This window comes from Pseudomonas sp. XP1 (assembly GCF_053557675.1).
In genome coordinates this window covers 60659-76390 of record NZ_JBNRIJ010000018.1, presented here as the reverse complement: position 1 = coordinate 76390, position 15732 = coordinate 60659, and the positions used below count along the sequence as shown (strand labels likewise).

The 15732-nt window shown below is 63.3% G+C and carries 18 protein-coding genes and 1 tRNA gene; 8 read left to right on the top strand and 11 right to left on the bottom strand.

Translation table 11 applies throughout. From position 1 onward, the window contains the following. Positions 1–133 precede the first annotated feature (133 nt). Positions 134–223, bottom strand: a tRNA-Ser gene (locus tag ACK1U9_RS16715). A 198-nt stretch (positions 224–421) separates the two neighbouring features. On the opposite strand from ACK1U9_RS16715, the gene ACK1U9_RS16710 reads away from it, so the two are divergent. From ACK1U9_RS16710 to ACK1U9_RS16700, 3 genes are all read left to right on the top strand, one after another. Next, complete coding sequence (locus ACK1U9_RS16710; protein WP_196173486.1) at positions 422–1111, top strand: crotonase/enoyl-CoA hydratase family protein; 690 nt, start codon at positions 422–424, stop codon at positions 1109–1111. A 180-nt stretch (positions 1112–1291) separates the two neighbouring features. Beyond that, positions 1292–2011: a lysophospholipid acyltransferase family protein gene (locus tag ACK1U9_RS16705; protein WP_046615494.1), complete on the top strand. Its 720-nt coding sequence runs from the start codon at positions 1292–1294 to the stop codon at positions 2009–2011. A 64-nt stretch (positions 2012–2075) separates the two neighbouring features. Beyond that, positions 2076–3047 carry a magnesium and cobalt transport protein CorA gene (locus ACK1U9_RS16700; RefSeq protein ID WP_046615495.1) on the top strand — a complete coding sequence of 324 codons (972 nt, stop codon included), beginning with the start codon at positions 2076–2078 and terminating at the stop codon, positions 3045–3047. A gap of 33 nt (positions 3048–3080) precedes the next feature. Here ACK1U9_RS16700 and ACK1U9_RS16695 read toward each other — a convergent pair whose 3' ends face one another. Further along, a complete protein-coding gene (locus tag ACK1U9_RS16695) occupies positions 3081–3812 on the bottom strand; it encodes an amidotransferase (protein ID WP_108480553.1) in 732 nt (243 codons plus the stop codon). 219 nt (positions 3813–4031) lie between these two features. On the opposite strand from ACK1U9_RS16695, the gene ACK1U9_RS16690 reads away from it, so the two are divergent. Both ACK1U9_RS16690 and ACK1U9_RS16685 read left to right on the top strand, forming a co-directional pair. Continuing rightward, positions 4032–4274, top strand: a complete 243-nt coding sequence (locus tag ACK1U9_RS16690) for a hypothetical protein (RefSeq protein WP_146190377.1) — start codon at positions 4032–4034, stop codon at positions 4272–4274. Positions 4275–4340: 66 nt separating this feature from the next. After that, positions 4341–5141, top strand: a complete 801-nt coding sequence (locus ACK1U9_RS16685) for a c-type cytochrome (RefSeq protein ID WP_108480552.1) — start codon at positions 4341–4343, stop codon at positions 5139–5141. A gap of 115 nt (positions 5142–5256) precedes the next feature. Here ACK1U9_RS16685 and ACK1U9_RS16680 read toward each other — a convergent pair whose 3' ends face one another. The 4 genes from ACK1U9_RS16680 to ACK1U9_RS16665 all read right to left on the bottom strand — a co-directional run bounded on the left by ACK1U9_RS16680 (position 5257) and on the right by ACK1U9_RS16665 (position 8675). Then, positions 5257–5589 carry a ribonuclease E inhibitor RraB gene (locus tag ACK1U9_RS16680; protein WP_003260395.1) on the bottom strand — a complete coding sequence of 111 codons (333 nt, stop codon included), beginning with the start codon at positions 5587–5589 and terminating at the stop codon, positions 5257–5259. Positions 5590–5765: 176 nt separating this feature from the next. Next, positions 5766–6002, bottom strand: coding sequence for a hypothetical protein (locus ACK1U9_RS16675; protein ID WP_046615497.1), 237 nt, complete (start codon positions 6000–6002; stop codon positions 5766–5768). Between the two features lie 252 nt (positions 6003–6254). Beyond that, positions 6255–8330, bottom strand: a complete 2076-nt coding sequence (locus ACK1U9_RS16670; protein ID WP_449110040.1) for an LTA synthase family protein — start codon at positions 8328–8330, stop codon at positions 6255–6257. Between the two features lie 159 nt (positions 8331–8489). Beyond that, positions 8490–8675, bottom strand: coding sequence for a PLDc N-terminal domain-containing protein (locus ACK1U9_RS16665; protein WP_449110039.1), 186 nt, complete (start codon positions 8673–8675; stop codon positions 8490–8492). 126 nt (positions 8676–8801) lie between these two features. Here ACK1U9_RS16665 and ACK1U9_RS16660 point away from each other — a divergent pair, with 126 nt between their 5' ends. Then, a complete protein-coding gene (locus ACK1U9_RS16660; RefSeq protein ID WP_046615499.1) occupies positions 8802–9740 on the top strand; it encodes a ZIP family metal transporter in 939 nt (312 codons plus the stop codon). Between the two features lie 123 nt (positions 9741–9863). Here ACK1U9_RS16660 and ACK1U9_RS16655 read toward each other — a convergent pair whose 3' ends face one another. Both ACK1U9_RS16655 and ACK1U9_RS16650 read right to left on the bottom strand, forming a co-directional pair. Further along, positions 9864–10394 (bottom strand): hypothetical protein, encoded by a 531-nt coding sequence (locus ACK1U9_RS16655; RefSeq protein ID WP_046615500.1) that lies wholly within the window; start codon positions 10392–10394, stop codon positions 9864–9866. A 60-nt stretch (positions 10395–10454) separates the two neighbouring features. Continuing rightward, the gene (locus ACK1U9_RS16650) at positions 10455–10979 is read right to left on the bottom strand and encodes an ankyrin repeat domain-containing protein (protein WP_046615501.1); all 525 of its coding nucleotides are present in this window, start codon (positions 10977–10979) and stop codon (positions 10455–10457) included. Positions 10980–11244: 265 nt separating this feature from the next. Between ACK1U9_RS16650 and ACK1U9_RS16645 the strand changes: the two genes are divergently transcribed. Continuing rightward, the gene (locus ACK1U9_RS16645) at positions 11245–11517 is read left to right on the top strand and encodes a DUF3509 domain-containing protein (protein WP_046615502.1); all 273 of its coding nucleotides are present in this window, start codon (positions 11245–11247) and stop codon (positions 11515–11517) included. 125 nt (positions 11518–11642) lie between these two features. Here the strand turns inward: ACK1U9_RS16645 and ACK1U9_RS16640 are convergent, their stop codons facing one another. From ACK1U9_RS16640 to aroC, 3 genes are read right to left on the bottom strand one after another with little or no spacing between them, the layout of a single operon-like run. Beyond that, positions 11643–12179 (bottom strand): oxidase, encoded by a 537-nt coding sequence (locus ACK1U9_RS16640; protein ID WP_449110038.1) that lies wholly within the window; start codon positions 12177–12179, stop codon positions 11643–11645. Then, the gene (locus tag ACK1U9_RS16635; RefSeq protein ID WP_449110037.1) at positions 12179–13333 is read right to left on the bottom strand and encodes an MFS transporter; all 1155 of its coding nucleotides are present in this window, start codon (positions 13331–13333) and stop codon (positions 12179–12181) included. Before ACK1U9_RS16635 ends, ACK1U9_RS16640 begins: the two co-directional genes overlap by 1 nt. Positions 13334–13378: 45 nt before the next feature. Then, the gene (gene aroC, locus ACK1U9_RS16630) at positions 13379–14470 is read right to left on the bottom strand and encodes a chorismate synthase (RefSeq protein WP_046615505.1); all 1092 of its coding nucleotides are present in this window, start codon (positions 14468–14470) and stop codon (positions 13379–13381) included. 236 nt (positions 14471–14706) lie between these two features. Here aroC and ACK1U9_RS16625 point away from each other — a divergent pair, with 236 nt between their 5' ends. Then, positions 14707–15669 (top strand): alpha/beta hydrolase, encoded by a 963-nt coding sequence (locus tag ACK1U9_RS16625; protein WP_108480550.1) that lies wholly within the window; start codon positions 14707–14709, stop codon positions 15667–15669. The last annotated feature ends 63 nt before the right edge of the window (positions 15670–15732 follow it).

The following is a 15732-nucleotide window of genomic DNA, read 5'->3' as shown; positions in this document are numbered from 1 at the left end:
AGGCCGCTCCTACAGGGGACCGCGCACCTTTGTAGGAGCGGCCTTGTGTCGCGAAAGGGCCGCAAAGCGGCCCCCAAAGGCCCCAAAAACAAAAAGCCCCCGGCTTCTCAGCTCGAGGGCTCTTCGTAGAATGTGGCGGTGAAGAAGGGATTTGAACCCTTGATACGATTTCTCGTATACACACTTTCCAGGCGTGCTCCTTCGACCACTCGGACACTTCACCGTTGCTCTTCAAGCCTTGCAGCCTGTCGAGGTGCGCTAATTTAGTGAAAGAGCTTCCCTTTGGCAAGCATTTTTTTCAATTTTTTCATGCATTTGCATTTGAGCCCCGGCGAACGCTGACCGACCAGTCAGCCTTACTGCTTTACCTCGCCCCTGGCGCTGGGTAACGTCGTCGCCACGCCAACAAAAGGACTCTGCCATGAGCGAGCTGATTACCTACCACGCCGAAGACGGCATCGTCACCCTTACCCTGAACAACGGCAAGGTCAACGCCATCTCGCCCGACGTTATCGCCGCCTTCAACGCCGCGCTCGACCGCGCCACGGAAGAACGCGCGGTGGTGATCATCACCGGGCAGCCCGGCATTCTGTCTGGCGGCTACGACCTCAAGGTGATGACCAGCGGCCCCAAGGAGGCGATCAGCCTGGTCACCGCCGGCTCCACCCTCGCCCGCCGCCTGCTGTCGCACCCGTTCCCCGTGGTGGTCGCCTGCCCAGGCAATGCCGTGGCCAAGGGCGCCTTCCTGCTGCTTTCGGGCGACTATCGCATTGGCGTCGAAGGGCCGTACAAGGTTTGCCTGAACGAAGTGCAGATCGGCATGACCATGCACCATGCCGGCATCGAACTGGCCCGCGACCGCCTGCGCCGCTCGGCCTTCCACCGCTCGGTGATCAATGCCGAGGTGTTTGACCCGCAGGGCGCGGTGGACGCCGGCTTCCTCGACAAGGTGGTGCCGGCCGAGCAGTTGCAGGATGCGGCACTGGCGGCGGCTTGGGAGCTGAAGAAGCTGAACATGCTGGCGCACAAGAACACCAAGCTGAAGGTGCGCAAAGGGTTGCTGGAAGCGTTGGACAAGGCGATCGAGCTGGACCAGCAGCATATGGGTTGACATTGCCGGCCTCTTCGCGGGTGAACCCGCTACCACAGGGAACTCCCAACCTTGAAGGTGTGGTGATCCTGTGGGAGGGGGTTCACCCGCGAAAGGGCCATCACAGGTTCACACCTCGGGTTTGCCCCAACCAGTGCACAGCCGTACACTGCCCGGCGACTGTCTGGTGTGAGTCGTACCATGCTTTATTCATTGCGCATGTTCCTGCTGGCGCTGCATTTCCTTGCCGTTGGCACCTTGGGCCTGGTCATCGGCCTGTGCCGCCCCTTCAACCCCGATAACAGCCGCGTGTTCGCACGCCTCTACAGCCTGCCGGCCACCTGGCTGATGCGTATCAGGGTCAAGGCCGAAGTCGGCCCGCTGTGGGACCAGCCGCCAGGCTGCGTGATCGTCGCCAACCACCAGTCCAACTTCGACCTGTTCGTGCTGGGCCAGGTGGTGCCGCAGCGCACCGTCGCCATCGGCAAGAAAAGCCTGGGCTGGATCCCGCTGTTCGGCCAGTTGTTCTGGCTGGGTGGCAACGTGCTGGTCGACCGCAAGAACGCCTACCAGGCACGCAAGGCCATGCAGAAGACCACCCGGGTCCTTCAGGACGACACCTCGATCTGGATTTTCCCCGAGGGCACGCGCAACCCCGGCGAGCACCTGCTGGCCTTCAAGAAAGGCGCGTTTCACATGGCCATCGAGGCCGGTGTGCCGATCGTGCCAGTCTGCGTCAGCCGCTATGCCGGGCGCCTGAGCCTGAACAGCTGGCGCCAGCGCACGGTGATCGTACGCTCGCTGCCACCGATCGCCACGGCGGGCATGACCCTGCAGGACCTGCCAGCGCTGATCGAACAATGCCGGGGGCAGATGCAGCAATGCATCGACCGCATGGAAGGGGAACTGGCCAAGCGCTAGGTTGCTCTTGCGCCCACTACAGCCCAAGCTGTAACCCGTGTCCAACCGGAATAAGCGAACAACCATGGGTCGAGTCGTGGCATCGGCGGTGTACAGCGCCGGCAGAAAGGTCACCAACATCAGCATCGATGAAGGCAGCGAATGGGCGCGCAAGCCAGGGCACTTTGTATGGATCGGCCTTGAAGAGCCCAACGCAGAGGAACTGGCCAACCTGCAGTGCCAGTTCAACCTGCACGAGCTGGCCATCGAAGACGCCCTGGAAAAGCACAGCCGGCCCAAGTTGGAAACCTTTGGCGACGCCCTGTTCATCGTCACCTACTCGCCGGTGCGCCACGAAGGCAAGCTGGAGTTCATCGAAACCCACATCTTCGCCGGCAACGGCTACATCATCACCTGCCGCAACGGCCACTCCAAATCCTATGCCCTGGTACGCCAGCGCTGCGAGGCGCGGCCGTTGCTGCTGGAGCACGGCGAAGACTTCGTGCTGTACGCCCTGCTCGACTTCGTCACCGAGAACTACCAGCCGGTCAGCGAGGCCATTCATGGCGAGATCGAAGAGCTGGAGCAGAGCGTGCTTGGCGGTTCGCTGCAAGAGGACGATATCCGCCGCCTGCACAGCCTGCGCCGCGACATCCTGCGCCTGCGCCGCTACGTGGCACCGATGGTGGAAGTGAGCGAGGAACTGCAGCGCCTGAGCTTCCCGTTCATCGACAAGAACATGCGCCCGTACTTCCGTGATGTGCAGATCCACGTGACACGGCAGATGGAAGACCTGGCTGGCATCCGCGACATCGCCAGCCAGACCATCGAGATCGGCATGCTGCTGGAGTCGTCACGGCAGAGCATCGTGCAACGCAAGTTTGCAGCCTGGGCGGCGATCCTGGCGTTCCCCACCGCAATTGCCGGCATTTACGGGATGAACTTCCAGAACATGCCGGAGCTGGGGTGGCACTATGGGTATTTCGGGGTGCTGGGGGTGATCGGGCTGGGTTGTACCGCGTTGTATGCCAGCTTCAAGAAGTCTGGCTGGCTTTGAGATTGTCGGGGCCGCTTTGCGGCCCCGGGGCCCTCACGCCGCGTCGTGCTTGCTCACCGGCTGCTGGATAAACCGCAACATCCACTTCCCCACCAGGTCGCCCTGGTGCTCGGTGGCCAGGCTGGCCACGGCCTTGTGGTACACCTCATCACCCAGATACTCCTGGCGCGCATCGAGCAGTGCGCGGGAGTAGTCGTGCACGAACTCCGGGTGCCCCTGGAAGCACAGCACCTGGTCACGAATGTGGTACGCCGCGTTCGGGCAGAAGTCGCTGGAGGCGATCACCGTGGCGCCTTCCGGCAGCTCGGTCACCTGGTCCTGGTGGCTGATCAGCAAGGTCAGCTCCGATACCTCCGGGTCCATCCAGGGCGCATGGGCTGCCAGCGAATAGCGATGGATACCCACGCCCCAGCCCTGCTCGGCACGCTCGGCCTTGCCACCCAGGGTCAACGCCAGCAACTGGTGGCCGAAACACACACCCAGCAGCTTCTCGCCACGCTCGTACAGCTTCAACAGGTAGGCCTTGAGCGTCTGGATCCACGGGTCGGTACCAAACGAGTCGGCCTTGCTGCCCGTCACCAGGTAGGCATCGAACACCTCGTTGTCGGCGGGGTAATCGCCGTTCATCACGTTGTACACACGAAATTCGGCGGCGATCGGCTGACGCGAGAAGAGCTGCTCGAACATCCTGCCGTAGCCCTGGTACTGCGCGGTCAACTCCGGTCGCAGGACATCGGTTTCAAGGATGCAGATGCGTAACGACATAGGGATAGTCCTGAACGACATGGGTGGGAATCTGCTGTAGAGACTGACGCGAAAGGCACGTACAAGCAAGTAGGCCGCACTGACGAACGGTCACATTTCGTCGGGGCCCTGCTGGCACTTGCGCCACCGTCTAGCGAGAGCATGCCAGCCAGCTGGCATTTGGCCTCATAGCCAGAAGAAATCAACGATCAACAGCATTAGAACAAAGGGTTCTCAAACATGGATGACGCACACCCTACTGTTGGTTGTATATCCACTTTCAAGAGGCAGGCAGTTCAGGCGTCACGCAACGCCACTGCGATCGACCCGAAGCGCGACAAGGAAGCCAACGGGTATTCAGGAATAACAACAAGAAGGCGGTCCGCCATGTTCAGACAATCGAAAATTCGCCAAGCTGGGCTCATTCTCTTCGCCACGACTTTGCTGCTGATCCTGCCGAACCTCACACGTTTGTTCGGCTGACCGCTGCTGTGGCGCCAACAGGCAACGCACAGGTAACCTGCTGGCCTTGATGGTCGGAGATTACCCATGCGCCACTGCCTTGCACTGTTAGTGTTGTTCCTGAGCCTGCCGCTGTCGGCGGCGCAGCTGCACCTTGAACTGGGCGCCACGACGCGCGAGTGGAGCAGTGCAGACCTGCTCGTCCACCCGCAGGCCCGGGACATCAGCATCGACCAGGACGTTTCCTACAAGCAGCCCATGCGTTACAGGGCGGTGCCGCTGGCCGCGCTGCTGGATGGCGTGAGCGCCAGCGACCATCTGCAAGCGGTGGCGCTGGACGGCTTTGCCGCCGAAATGCCGGCAGCGCCGCTGTTGCAGCACGGGCCGGCACAGGCGTGGCTGGCGGTGGAAGAACCGGGCCGGCCGTGGCCACCACTGGGCCAGGGCAAGCCGAGTGCGGGGCCGTTCTACCTGGTGTGGACTGCACCACAGGCCAGCGGCATCCGCCCGGAACAGTGGCCGTTCCAGATTTCGACCATTCGCAAGCTGGCTTCTGTCGAGGCGCGTTTTCCGGCGCTGCTGCCCGACCCGAAGCTGCCGGCCGAAAGCCCGGTGCGCCGGGGCTTTGCCTTGTTCCAGCAGAACTGCCTGGCGTGTCACCGGCTGAACGGCGCGGGGGATGCACAGGTGGGGCCGGACCTGAATGTGCCGCATAACCCGACCGAGTATTTTCGGCCCGAATATCTACGCCAGCTGATTCGTGACCCGCAGAGTTTGCGGCAGTGGCCGCAGGCGAAGATGCCGGGTTTTGCAGAAAGTGTCTTGAGTGAACCGGAGCTGGATGAATTGCTGGCCTATTTGAGGCATATGGCTGGGCGCAGGCCTTGAGGGCTGTGTGTGCTTCTTCGCGGGCTTGCCCGCTCCCACAGGATCACCACAGGCCTGAATACTGTGGGGTACCTGTGGGAGCGGGCAAGCCCGCGAAGAAGGCAACACAAAACTCTCAGGCTATGGGCCGCTCCTGCTTGACCCCCCAACCTTCCACCTCACCGCCATAAGGTGTCACCAGCTGCTCGAAGGCCTCTTCGAAGTCGCCAATCCCGCCATGGGTGGCATACATGACCTTGCTCAGTTCCAGATGCCAGGCACCGTCGCCCAGCTCCTTCACCTGGGCATTCAGCGATTCACCGCGAAACTGCCCGGCCGCACGGCGGGCCCCTGCTTCGTCGGGGAATATGGCGTAGAACTCGATGGGGTGGATCTGGGTGAAGTCGAAACCGCCTGCCTTCATCTGGCGCAGGACGTTGCTGCTGATATCGTCGTTCTGGCTGCTCATGAAACGTCCTCCTGAATAATGCGATGGATAGACTTTCCGTGCACTACGCACCTGCCGGCAGCGGCCGGGCAGTTCGAGCTGATGCAAGACGCGAAGGGATGCGGTGCCGCCCCGCAGAATAGACTGGCACCTTCTTGCAGCGTAGTGCCTGCCAGGGCACCACGCAAACGTGTGGTTCAGGGCGTTTCGTGGATGCTGGTGATGGTCACGCCACTCTGCTCCTTGAGCCAGCGTGCAGTGGGGGAAATGGCGCGGTCCTGGAAGTCGTTGAGGTCCAGTTCGTCCATCACCGGAAACAGGTGCGAACGGATGGCCCGCGCGGCATCCTCCTCGCTGGGGCACTGCTCGGCGCGCAGCGTCAGGGTGGTGAGCACGCCTTTCTGGTCGGCAAAAATGACTTCCCACTCTTTCATCGAACGACCCCTCTCAGTCAACGAACACCGGGTGTGTGATGCCTGAAACAAGTGACCTTTAGGTGGGGAGAATGTTCAGTCAGATGACTTGGTAGCGGTGCGGCTTTTTGTGGGAGCGGCCTTGTGTCGCGAAAGGGCCGCAAAGCGGCCCCGGCGATTTATGCATGGATACTGGATCTGGGGCTGCTGCGCAGCCCTTTCGCGACACAAGGCCGCTCCCACACGGCCCAGGTCCGCCTGGCGATCCAGCTATTACTTCGGCGTGCCGTGCACTACACCGGCCGTGTTATCCAGCAGGCTCTTGGTCGCGGTCTGGATATACGCTTCCAGCCTTTTCAGCATCTCTGGCTGGTCCGGGCTTTCGATCAGCTCGGCTTTGAACTCGCTGCCCAGCTGGTAGCGGTACATGCGCGGGGTCATGTCCTTGGACTCGATCAGGATGCGGTCGCCCTGCACCAGGCCGACGATCTGCTCGCTGCCCGATGGCTTGATAATGCCCACGCCCTGGTCGCCCTCAGGCAGGTTGAGCAAGTCGCGGCCCCAGCACTGGTGACGGGCCTGGCCACCCAGGCGGCCCATGATGGTCGGCACGATGTCGACCTGGGTGCCCACGGTGTGGTTGACCGCACCGAACTTTTCCTGGATGCCCGGGGCAATCAGCAGCAGCGGCACGTTGAAGCGGCCCAAGTCCAGCTCGGTGACCTGCTGGTGGTTGCCAAAACCATGGTCGCCAACGATGACGAAGAGGGTTTCCTTGAAGTACGGCTCCTTGCGCGCCTTTTCGAAGAACTGCCCCAGCGCCCAGTCCGAATAGCGCATGGCGGTCAGGTGCTCGTCCAGGCGCCCCTGGCCGGTTACCGGCTCTACCGGCAGGTCCTTGGGCAGCGCGTACGGGGTGTGGTTGGACAGGGTCTGCAGCAGCGCGTAGATAGGCTTCTTGCCATCATGCTTGGCCAGCTCTTCGGCGCCGCGGTCGAACATGTCCTGGTCGGACACGCCCCAGGTCGGGTCGGAGAACACCGGGTTGACGAAGTCGTTACGGCCAATGAAGGTGGTCATGCCCTGGTTGCCGAAGAACCCGGACTGGTTGTCCCAGGCAAAATCGCCGTTGTAGACGTACACGTCGTCGTAATCGCGGGCGCTGAGCAAGGCCGGCAGGCCGGACAGCTTGTGGCCACCTTCCGGGGTCTGCATCAGGTATTCGAAGCCTGGCAGGTTGGGGAAGCAGGCCATGGTGGCGAACATGCCCTGGTGGGTATGGGTGCCGTTGGAGAAGAAGCGGTCGAACAGCAGGCCCTCTTTGGCCAGCTTGTCGAAGTACGGGGTGATGTTGTTGGGGCTGCCCAGCGCGCCCACAGAGTGGCCGGCGAAGCTTTCCATCAGGATCACCACCACGTTCTTGATCGGCAGGGTGCGCTCGGCCGGCGGCACGAAGTCGCGGCGGATGGCTGCCTCGTCGGCATCGACCAGAGTGTCGTTGGCGGTCAGCAATTGCTCGCGCACGCTCTGTGTGGCCACATCCTGCTCCAGCACCGGCTTCCAGATGTTGGCGCGGTCTTCGCCGAAGCGGCTCTTGGCAGCATCGATCAGGGTCAGGGTGCCGTTCAGGCCCAACTGGTTGACGAAGTTGGAATCGGTGGTGAAAGCATCACCCCAGCGCATCGGCGGGCCCTGGCGCAAGGTGCCACGGGCGGCGACCACGGCCACCAGCAGGATGACCATGAACACCGCCAGGCGGTTGTACCACGGGGCCGCGCGGCGCTGAAGGGTGACCTCGCCGTCGCCATTGCCACGGGTCATGCGGTCGATGCCCTTGAACAGCAGGCTCAGCAGCCAGGTGCCGAACAGCCAGGCCAGCAAGTAGCGCACCACCGGGAAGCCGTACCAGAGCATGCTCAGCACGGTCTTCGGGTCTTCCTTGATGTACTGGAACACCAGGCCGTTGAGGCGCTGGTGGAACTCGCGATAGAAGTCCATCTCCATCAGGCCGAGGAACATCACCACGCTCGAGGTGATGGTCAGCCAGAAACGGAACAGGCCACGCCGGGCCATGGCCCAGGGGCTGAGGATGGCCAGCAGCAGCGGAATGCTGATGTACACCACCACCCGCAGGTCGAAGCGCAAGCCGTTGAGGAAGCCTTCGGCGACGGTCGCATTGGGGGTATCGCCGATCATGTCGCTGTTGTAGACCAGCAGCGCCAGGCGCACGAGGCTGAGCATCAGCATGATCACCAGGCCGCTGAGCAGCGTGTAGGCCAGGTGGGATTTCAGGGTGGGCGAGAACGACGCTCGCGCGCCCCGTTGCTTCAAGGCGTCCGGGTTAGCCATGAATGGGAAGGTCCTAGGATTGCGGGTTTGCGGAGATGGCGCAGGTGTATACCAACGCAGCATTGTGCGGGTGCGGATTCTGTTTAAACCAATGTGAAAATTTTGTCACGGGGGTGTTGCGGGTTTTGTCTGTTCCGGCCCTATCGCCGGCACAGCCATTCAGATCCTCCCCCGCGGCCCGGCGATCGCCCATATCACCAGCCCCACCACCGGCAGCAAGGCGATCAGCAGGATCCACAACACCTTGATGCCCACTTCGCTGCCACTCTTGATCACATTGAGGATGGCCCAGATATCCAGCGCCAGAATGATCAGCCCGACCAGGCTGTTGAACGTCGACCCCATGCCAAAACTCCTGTCAAAAGCTTTTGCTGCACAGCATAGCCGGCTATCACGTCGATAGAAGGGAATCCTTGGCCGTTTGCGCGGGTCACTGCTTAAACTGCTGTATCCATCGATTTCGAGGTTGCCATGCCCCCCGCTAATACCCACCCCGTTGCCCTGCCATCGCCCGTCAGCGCCTGGCGCCAACAGATGCACGACAACCCATGGATAGGTGCTGGCCTGGCCCTTAGCCTGCTGGTGGTACTGGTACTGCTCGGGGCAAGCCTGTGGAACGCGGTGAACGGCGACCACGCTGAAAACCTGCACCTGGCCGCACTGGGCGGGTTGTCCGGCTTTGGTGCCACGGCACTGGGCGCGGTGTTGGCGGTGGTGCTGCGCGATGTCAGGGCGCGCACGCAGGATGTGATGCTGGGTTTTGCCGCCGGCATGATGCTGGCGGCCAGTTCGTTTTCACTGATTCTGCCGGGCCTGGATGCCGCCCGCGAAATTACCGGCAACGGCCCGGCCGCGGCCTTTACCGTGGTGCTGGGCATGGGCCTGGGCGTGCTGCTGATGCTGGGCCTGGACCGCTTCACCCCGCATGAACACGAAAGCACCGGCCCTTGCGGCCCGGAGGCCGAGCGCATCAGCCGGGTGTGGTTGTTCGTGCTGGCGATTACCTTGCACAACCTGCCTGAGGGCATGGCCATTGGCGTGAGCTTTGCCAATGGCGACATGAACATCGGCCTGCCGCTGACCAGCGCCATCGCCATCCAGGACATCCCCGAGGGGCTGGCGGTGGCATTGGCCTTGCGCGCTACCGGGTTGTCGAACCTGAAGGCTGCGCTGGTGGCGATCGGGTCGGGGCTGATGGAGCCGCTGGGCGCGGTGATCGGCCTGGGGATTTCTACCGGCTTTGCCCTGGCCTACCCGGTGAGCATGGGGCTGGCGGCAGGGGCGATGATCTTTGTGGTGAGCCACGAGGTGATTCCCGAAACCCACCGCAATGGGCACCAGACAGCGGCGACCCTGGGGTTGATGGGTGGGTTTGCGGTGATGATGTTCCTGGATACCGCACTGGGCTGACTATTCAGGTTGCCTGAACCGGCCTCTTCGCGGGCTTGCCCGCTCCCACAGGATTCCACTGCCCTCGGGCCCAGTGATTATCCTGTGGGAGCGGGCATGCCCGCGAAGAAGCAACCGCGGAAATCAGACGTGCACGGCGACCTTCAAGGCCTCCAGGGCCGGCTCGACCTTGATCCCCACCTCTGCCCCCAGCTCCAGCACCCGCGCCAGATCGTTCTGCCCCACCATCACCATCTGCAGCTCGTCATCCAGCAACTGGCTGAAGTTGAGTAGCACATATCCACCCGCCTCTTTGTTCAACGCCCCCATCTGCACCTGGATGCGGTTGAGTGCGGTCAGCGGCTCGGTGCGGGCCAGTTGCTTGGGCTTGAGGGTAAACGGCACGCTCTGGTCGAACGAATCGCTGATCTGCTGGAACAGCTCCTGGTAGCTGTCGGCCTGGAACACCACGGTGTCCGGCAGGCTGCCCAGCACCACCCATTCGCCCAGCGGGATGGGGAAGCTGTCGTCGTAGTTGATGTCGGGGTTGGCGGCCAGGAAAGCGGCGGGGTCGGCGTAGGCCTGGGCGGCCTCGTCGGCGATGCGCTCGATGTCTTCCTCGCGCATGCAGCCAGCGCCAATGAGGCTGATGAATTCGAGCAACTGAGTTTTCATGAAAGGGGGCCTGCGACGGGTGAAAAGTCGCCAAGGATAGCCGCAAATGCCCCCTTGCGGTTAGCCGGCCAGCACTTGCAGGCGCGCTGCGGCGTCCACGGCCCCCATGGTTTGCGCTGCCATCAGCGCGGTGCTGCCACGGGCATCCTGGCGGGCCGGGTCGGCTCCTTGGGCCAGCAGGTATTCGAGGATCTCGCTGCGGTTGAACATGGCCGCCAGCATCAGCGCGGTGCGGCCATCCTGCGCGGCGGCGTCCACCGGTACGCCGTGTTCCAGCAGCAGGCGGATCATGGCCAGGTCGCCCTTGAACGCGGCACCGGCGATGGGCAGCTGGCCGTTATCGTTGGCAATCAGCGGGTCGGCGCCATGCGCCAGCAGCACGCGCACTGCGTCATGATGGCCGTGGTAGCTGGCCAGCATCAGCAGGGTGTCACCCTTGTGGTTGCGCAGGTTGGCCGGCAGGCCACTGGTTAGCAGGCGCCCGAGCATCTCGGCATCACCTTGGCGGGCACGTTCGAACACCTGCTCGGCGAAGGCGGCGGTTTCGTCGTCGGTCATGGTTGCAGGCGTGGGTTGGCTGGACATTTGGAACCTCCTGGCAGAAATCGTTGCCCAAGTCTTTGTCAGGCAAGGCTGCCGGGTCAAAGGTTCAGATTCTATCGGGCCGATAGCTGGCCGCCTGTCGTGCAATATGCACTGTGCAAAATGCACGACCGTGCAGGTTGCACGGAAGCGCTTAAGAAAAAAGTGCGTAACCTCCTGAAATTAAAGGAAATTTTCAAAGAAAACTTCCTGGCACGGACACTGCAACGATCGACTCACGTCTGTCACACAACAGCCAGGAGTTGATATGGACCTCATCCAGGAAAAGTTCGTTTCGGTATTTTCGGCCTACCAGGTGAATACTCAGGCCCGCCCCGACGGTGGTGTGCTGCTGACCCTGCGCGCTGCTGATGGCAAGGTCACCCGCCGAGTATTGACCTATTCACAATTGCACAGCGCCGAGCAGCTTTCGTGGGCGATCAGCGCCATCCGCCGGGATTTGGCCGAGCAGGCCAGCGAGTTGCCGGTGATTTCGATGCTGCAGAGCCAGCAGCGGTTTGCCCTGCCGACCTATCGCTGAGTTTGGTTTTGGTTGATCTGGCCTCTTCGCAGCACGAGGCTGCCCCTACAGGGCCCGCGCCGGCCTCAGGCTTTGCGTTTTACCTGTAGAAGCAGCCTTGTGCTGCGAAGAGGCCAGCAAAACCATCACAACTCATCGATGCCAAGAAACGCCCGCGCAGTCACATCTCCGGTAAACCTCGGCTGTATCCCCTGCTCGCTGCCATACAACCGCAACGCCAGGCAAAATGGTACATCGCCCAGCTCGACCCAGCGCCGGGTCCCCGCCGGCACCACCAGCTGGTCGCCCTTCTCGCACAGCACCGAATACACCCAATCCCCCAAACGCAGGCCAACCTGCGCCCGCCCGCTGACCACGGCAAACACCTCCTCGGCGTCATGCACATGCTCATCGCGCACATCTACCTGCGCAGGGGCCTCACCGTCACGGTTGAGCACCACGAAGGCCCTGCTGCCGTGCGCCGTCATCAACTGGTCCAGGTGATCGCGACAGGCTTCCAGCACCTCGTCCTGGGCCGTGCCCGGGCGCACCCGCAGGCCATGCGCGGCATGGGCAAAGCGCACGCCCTGCTCGGCCAGGGTGGCGGTGATGTCGTCGTGGTGGGTCAGCACCTTGTGCGGCAGTTCCGGGCTGGAGAGATGGAAAACGCTGAGAATGCTCATCAGGGGCGGGTCCTGGTCGGTTGCGAACAAAGGGCAATGATAACGGCTGCAGCCAAAGCTGCGGCACTGGCCATACCAAAGGTGAAGGTGGGGCCCAGCAGTTTCCAGCTGTAGCCCGAATACAACGCCCCCAGCGCACCTCCAGTGCCCGACAACGCCGCATACAGCGCCTGGCCCTGGCCCTGCTGGCGGGCGCCGAAGCTGGCCTGGACGAAAGCGATGCTGGCGGCATGGAAACAGCCGAAGGTTGCAGCATGCAGCACCTGGGCGAACACCAGCACCGCCGGCTCACCGGCCAGGTTGCCCAGCAACAGCCAGCGCAGCGACGCCAGTACGAAGCTGGCCAGCAACACCCGTTGCACCGAAAAGCGCGCGAAGATGCGGCTCATGGCCATGAACACCAGTACTTCGGCCACCACCCCTAGTGCCCACAGCAGACCGATGGCACCCCGGGCATAGCCCAGGTGTTCCAGGTGCAGGGTGAGGAAGGTGTAGTACGGCCCGTGGCTGAGTTGCATCAGTGCCACGCAGGCGTAGAACGCGATCACCCCGGGCGCCCGCAGCTGCTGCAGGAAGCCGCCCGCGCCGGTGCGCTCGCCCTGCTCCACCGGCTGGGCATTGGGTACCCACAGGCTGGCGGCGACGATACCGGCCATGATCGTGACCAGCGCCACCGGGTAGATATCCAGGCTCAGCCACTCGAACAGCCGGCCCAGGCCGACCACGGTGAGGATGAAGCCGATCGAGCCCCACAGGCGCACCTGGCTGTAGCGCGCGGTTTGCCCGTGCAGGTGGGCCAGGGTAATGACCTCGAACTGCGGCAGCACCGCATGCCAGAAGAATGCGTGCAGGGCCATGACCAGCGCCAGCCAGGCGTAGCTTTTGCCAAGGAAGATAAGAGCGAAGGTGGCCAGGGTCGACAATGCGCCCAGGCGCACGATCAGCAGGCGCTGGCCGGTGCGGTCACCCAGCCAGCCCCACAGGTTGGGTGCGATGCAGCGCATGAGCATGGGGATGGCCACCAGCTCGCCGATGCGTGCCGGAGAGAAGCTCAGGTGGTCGAAGTACAGCGCCAGGAACGGGGCGGTGGAACCGAGCAGGGCGAAGTAGAACAGATAGAAGCTGGACAGGCGCCAGTAGGGGATTGGTTGCATGGGGTCGCCTATGGGGTTGCCGGCGATAAGGCCAGTGCAAGCGAATCAGAGCTGGCCCAGCACCGGGGTATTCACCTTCACATCGGCATTCTGCGCGCGGTGGCGCAGCAGGTGGTCCATCAACACGATGGCCATCATCGCCTCGGCGATGGGCGTGGCGCGGATGCCCACGCACGGGTCGTGGCGGCCTTTGGTGATGACATCCACCGGGTTGCCGTCAATGTCGATGGAACGGCCCGGGGTGGTGATGCTGGAGGTAGGCTTCAGTGCCAGGTGGGCAACGATCGGCTGGCCCGAGGAAATACCCCCGAGGATGCCGCCAGCATTGTTGCTGAGGAAACCTTCCGGGGTCAGTTCGTCACGGTGCTCGGTGCCGCGTTGGGCCACGCTGGCGAAGCCGGCGCCGATTTCCACGCCCTTGACCGCGTTGATGCTCATCAGCGCGTGGGCCAGTTCGGCGTCGAGGCGGTCGAAGATAGGCTCGCCCAAGCCCGGCATGACGCCTTCGGCGACCACGGTGATCTTGGCGCCCACCGAGTCCTGGTCACGGCGCAGCTGGTCCATGTAGGCCTCCAGCTCGGGCACTTTGCTAGGGTCAGGGCTGAAGAAGGCGTTCTGCTCCACCGACTCCCAGGTCTTGAACGGGATTTCGATCGGGCCCAGCTGGCTCATGTAGCCGCGCACGGTGATGCCCTGGGAGGCCAGGTATTTCTTGGCAATGGCGCCGGCGGCCACGCGCATGGCGGTTTCGCGGGCCGAGCTGCGGCCACCGCCACGGTAGTCGCGGATGCCGTACTTGTGGTGGTAGGTGTAGTCGGCGTGGGCCGGGCGGAACAGGTCCTTGATCGCCGAGTAGTCCTTGGACTTCTGGTCGGTGTTGCGGATCAGCAGGCCGATCGAGCAGCCGGTGGTGCGGCCTTCGAACACGCCGGAGAGGATTTCCACCTCGTCGGCTTCCTGGCGTTGGGTAGTGTGCCGGCTGGTGCCGGGCTTGCGCCGGTCGAGGTCGTGCTGCAGGTCGGCGAGGGAAATTTCCAGGCCCGGTGGGCATCCATCGACAATGGCGACCAACGCCGGGCCATGGCTCTCGCCAGCGGTGGTGACAGTGAACAGCTTGCCGTAGGTATTGCCGGACATGGACGCTCCGCGAGATCTGCCTGAAGTGAACGAAAGCGGCAGTATACAGATGGATTGATCGCCTGTGCTGGCCTCTTCGCGGGTAAACCCGCTCCCACAGGGTGGTCAGAAGATGCGAAAATTGCGCTGTACCTGTGGGAGCGGGTTTACCCGCGAAGTGGCCAGTACAGGCAACCTCCCCTTCGAACCTTCCCGCAAACACTGGGTCAAACCCTCATCTCCCCATGTAGTACCGCATGATGTCGCGCCTCGTCGCCCTGTTCTTCCTGCTGTGCACCGGCCTGGCCCAGGCCGCCGCCCCCACCGTGCTGCAACGCCCGATCGACCTCGACACCGGCCAGGGCGTGCTGCACGGCAGCCTGCTGCTGCCGCAACAGGCCATCCCACCACCGGTGGTGCTGATCATCGCCGGCTCCGGCCCCACCGACCGTGACGGCAACAACCCGGCGTCAGGCCGGGTCGACAACCTCAAGCGCCTGGCCCTGTTGCTGGCCAACGAGCACATCGCCAGCGTGCGCTACGACAAGCGCGGGGTGGCCGCCAGCCAGCCGGCCACGCCCGACGAGCGTGACCTGAGCGTGGAGCGCTACGTGGCCGATGTGGTCGCCTGGAGCCACAAGCTCAAGGCCGACCCGCGCTTCGGCCCGTTGATCCTGATCGGGCACAGCGAAGGCGCGCTGATCGCCAGCCTGGCCGCCGAGCAGGCCGGTGCCAGCGCGGTGATTACCCTGGCCGGCAGCGGCCGGCCGCTGGCCGAGGTGCTGCGCGAACAGCTGGCCCAGCGCCTGCCGCCGGCACAACTGGCCGGTGGCAGCGCCCTGCTCGACCGCCTGCAGGCCGGGCAGACCAGCCTGGAGGTGCCGGCGCCGCTGCGCCAGGTGTTCCGCCCCAGCGTGCAGCCCTATCTGATTTCGCTGTTCCAGCAGAACCCGGCGGCGGCCTTTGCCCGCCTGCCAATGCCCGCGCTGATCGTGCAGGGGCGCAACGATGTGCAGGTGGGGGTGGTCGACGCCGAACGGCTGAAGGCGGCCAAGCCGGATGCCCGACTGGTGCTGATCGATGGCATGAACCACATGCTGCGCATCAGCCCCAAGGCGATGAGCCAGCAGCGCGACAGCTACCTCAACCCTGAACTGCCGCTGGCAAGGGAGCTGGGCGAGCAGATTGTGACGTTTATCCAGCATTTGCCATCTGCCTGACCCTCAGGTCTTTGCCGGTACGGCCGATATTTCAGTATTAGCGGAACTTTGGGGCCGCTGGCG

Coding starts and splice junctions, on each gene's coding strand:
- ACK1U9_RS16680 (WP_003260395.1), bottom strand. CDS start 5,589: ATGAGCAGCCAGAACGACGATATCAGCAGCAACGTCCTGCGCCAGATG.
- aroC (WP_046615505.1), bottom strand. CDS start 14,470: ATGTCCGGCAATACCTACGGCAAGCTGTTCACTGTCACCACCGCTGGC.
- ACK1U9_RS16650 (WP_046615501.1), bottom strand. CDS start 10,979: ATGTCCAGCCAACCCACGCCTGCAACCATGACCGACGACGAAACCGCC.
- ACK1U9_RS16695 (WP_108480553.1), bottom strand. CDS start 3,812: ATGTCGTTACGCATCTGCATCCTTGAAACCGATGTCCTGCGACCGGAG.
- ACK1U9_RS16655 (WP_046615500.1), bottom strand. CDS start 10,394: ATGAAAACTCAGTTGCTCGAATTCATCAGCCTCATTGGCGCTGGCTGC.
- ACK1U9_RS16670 (WP_449110040.1), bottom strand. CDS start 8,330: ATGGCTAACCCGGACGCCTTGAAGCAACGGGGCGCGCGAGCGTCGTTC.
- ACK1U9_RS16635 (WP_449110037.1), bottom strand. CDS start 13,333: ATGCAACCAATCCCCTACTGGCGCCTGTCCAGCTTCTATCTGTTCTAC.
- ACK1U9_RS16705 (WP_046615494.1), top strand. CDS start 1,292: ATGCTTTATTCATTGCGCATGTTCCTGCTGGCGCTGCATTTCCTTGCC.
- ACK1U9_RS16665 (WP_449110039.1), bottom strand. CDS start 8,675: ATGGGGTCGACGTTCAACAGCCTGGTCGGGCTGATCATTCTGGCGCTG.
- ACK1U9_RS16675 (WP_046615497.1), bottom strand. CDS start 6,002: ATGAAAGAGTGGGAAGTCATTTTTGCCGACCAGAAAGGCGTGCTCACC.
- ACK1U9_RS16640 (WP_449110038.1), bottom strand. CDS start 12,179: ATGAGCATTCTCAGCGTTTTCCATCTCTCCAGCCCGGAACTGCCGCAC.
- ACK1U9_RS16645 (WP_046615502.1), top strand. CDS start 11,245: ATGGACCTCATCCAGGAAAAGTTCGTTTCGGTATTTTCGGCCTACCAG.
- ACK1U9_RS16710 (WP_196173486.1), top strand. CDS start 422: ATGAGCGAGCTGATTACCTACCACGCCGAAGACGGCATCGTCACCCTT.
- ACK1U9_RS16700 (WP_046615495.1), top strand. CDS start 2,076: ATGGGTCGAGTCGTGGCATCGGCGGTGTACAGCGCCGGCAGAAAGGTC.
- ACK1U9_RS16690 (WP_146190377.1), top strand. CDS start 4,032: ATGGATGACGCACACCCTACTGTTGGTTGTATATCCACTTTCAAGAGG.
- ACK1U9_RS16625 (WP_108480550.1), top strand. CDS start 14,707: ATGATGTCGCGCCTCGTCGCCCTGTTCTTCCTGCTGTGCACCGGCCTG.
- ACK1U9_RS16685 (WP_108480552.1), top strand. CDS start 4,341: ATGCGCCACTGCCTTGCACTGTTAGTGTTGTTCCTGAGCCTGCCGCTG.
- ACK1U9_RS16660 (WP_046615499.1), top strand. CDS start 8,802: ATGCCCCCCGCTAATACCCACCCCGTTGCCCTGCCATCGCCCGTCAGC.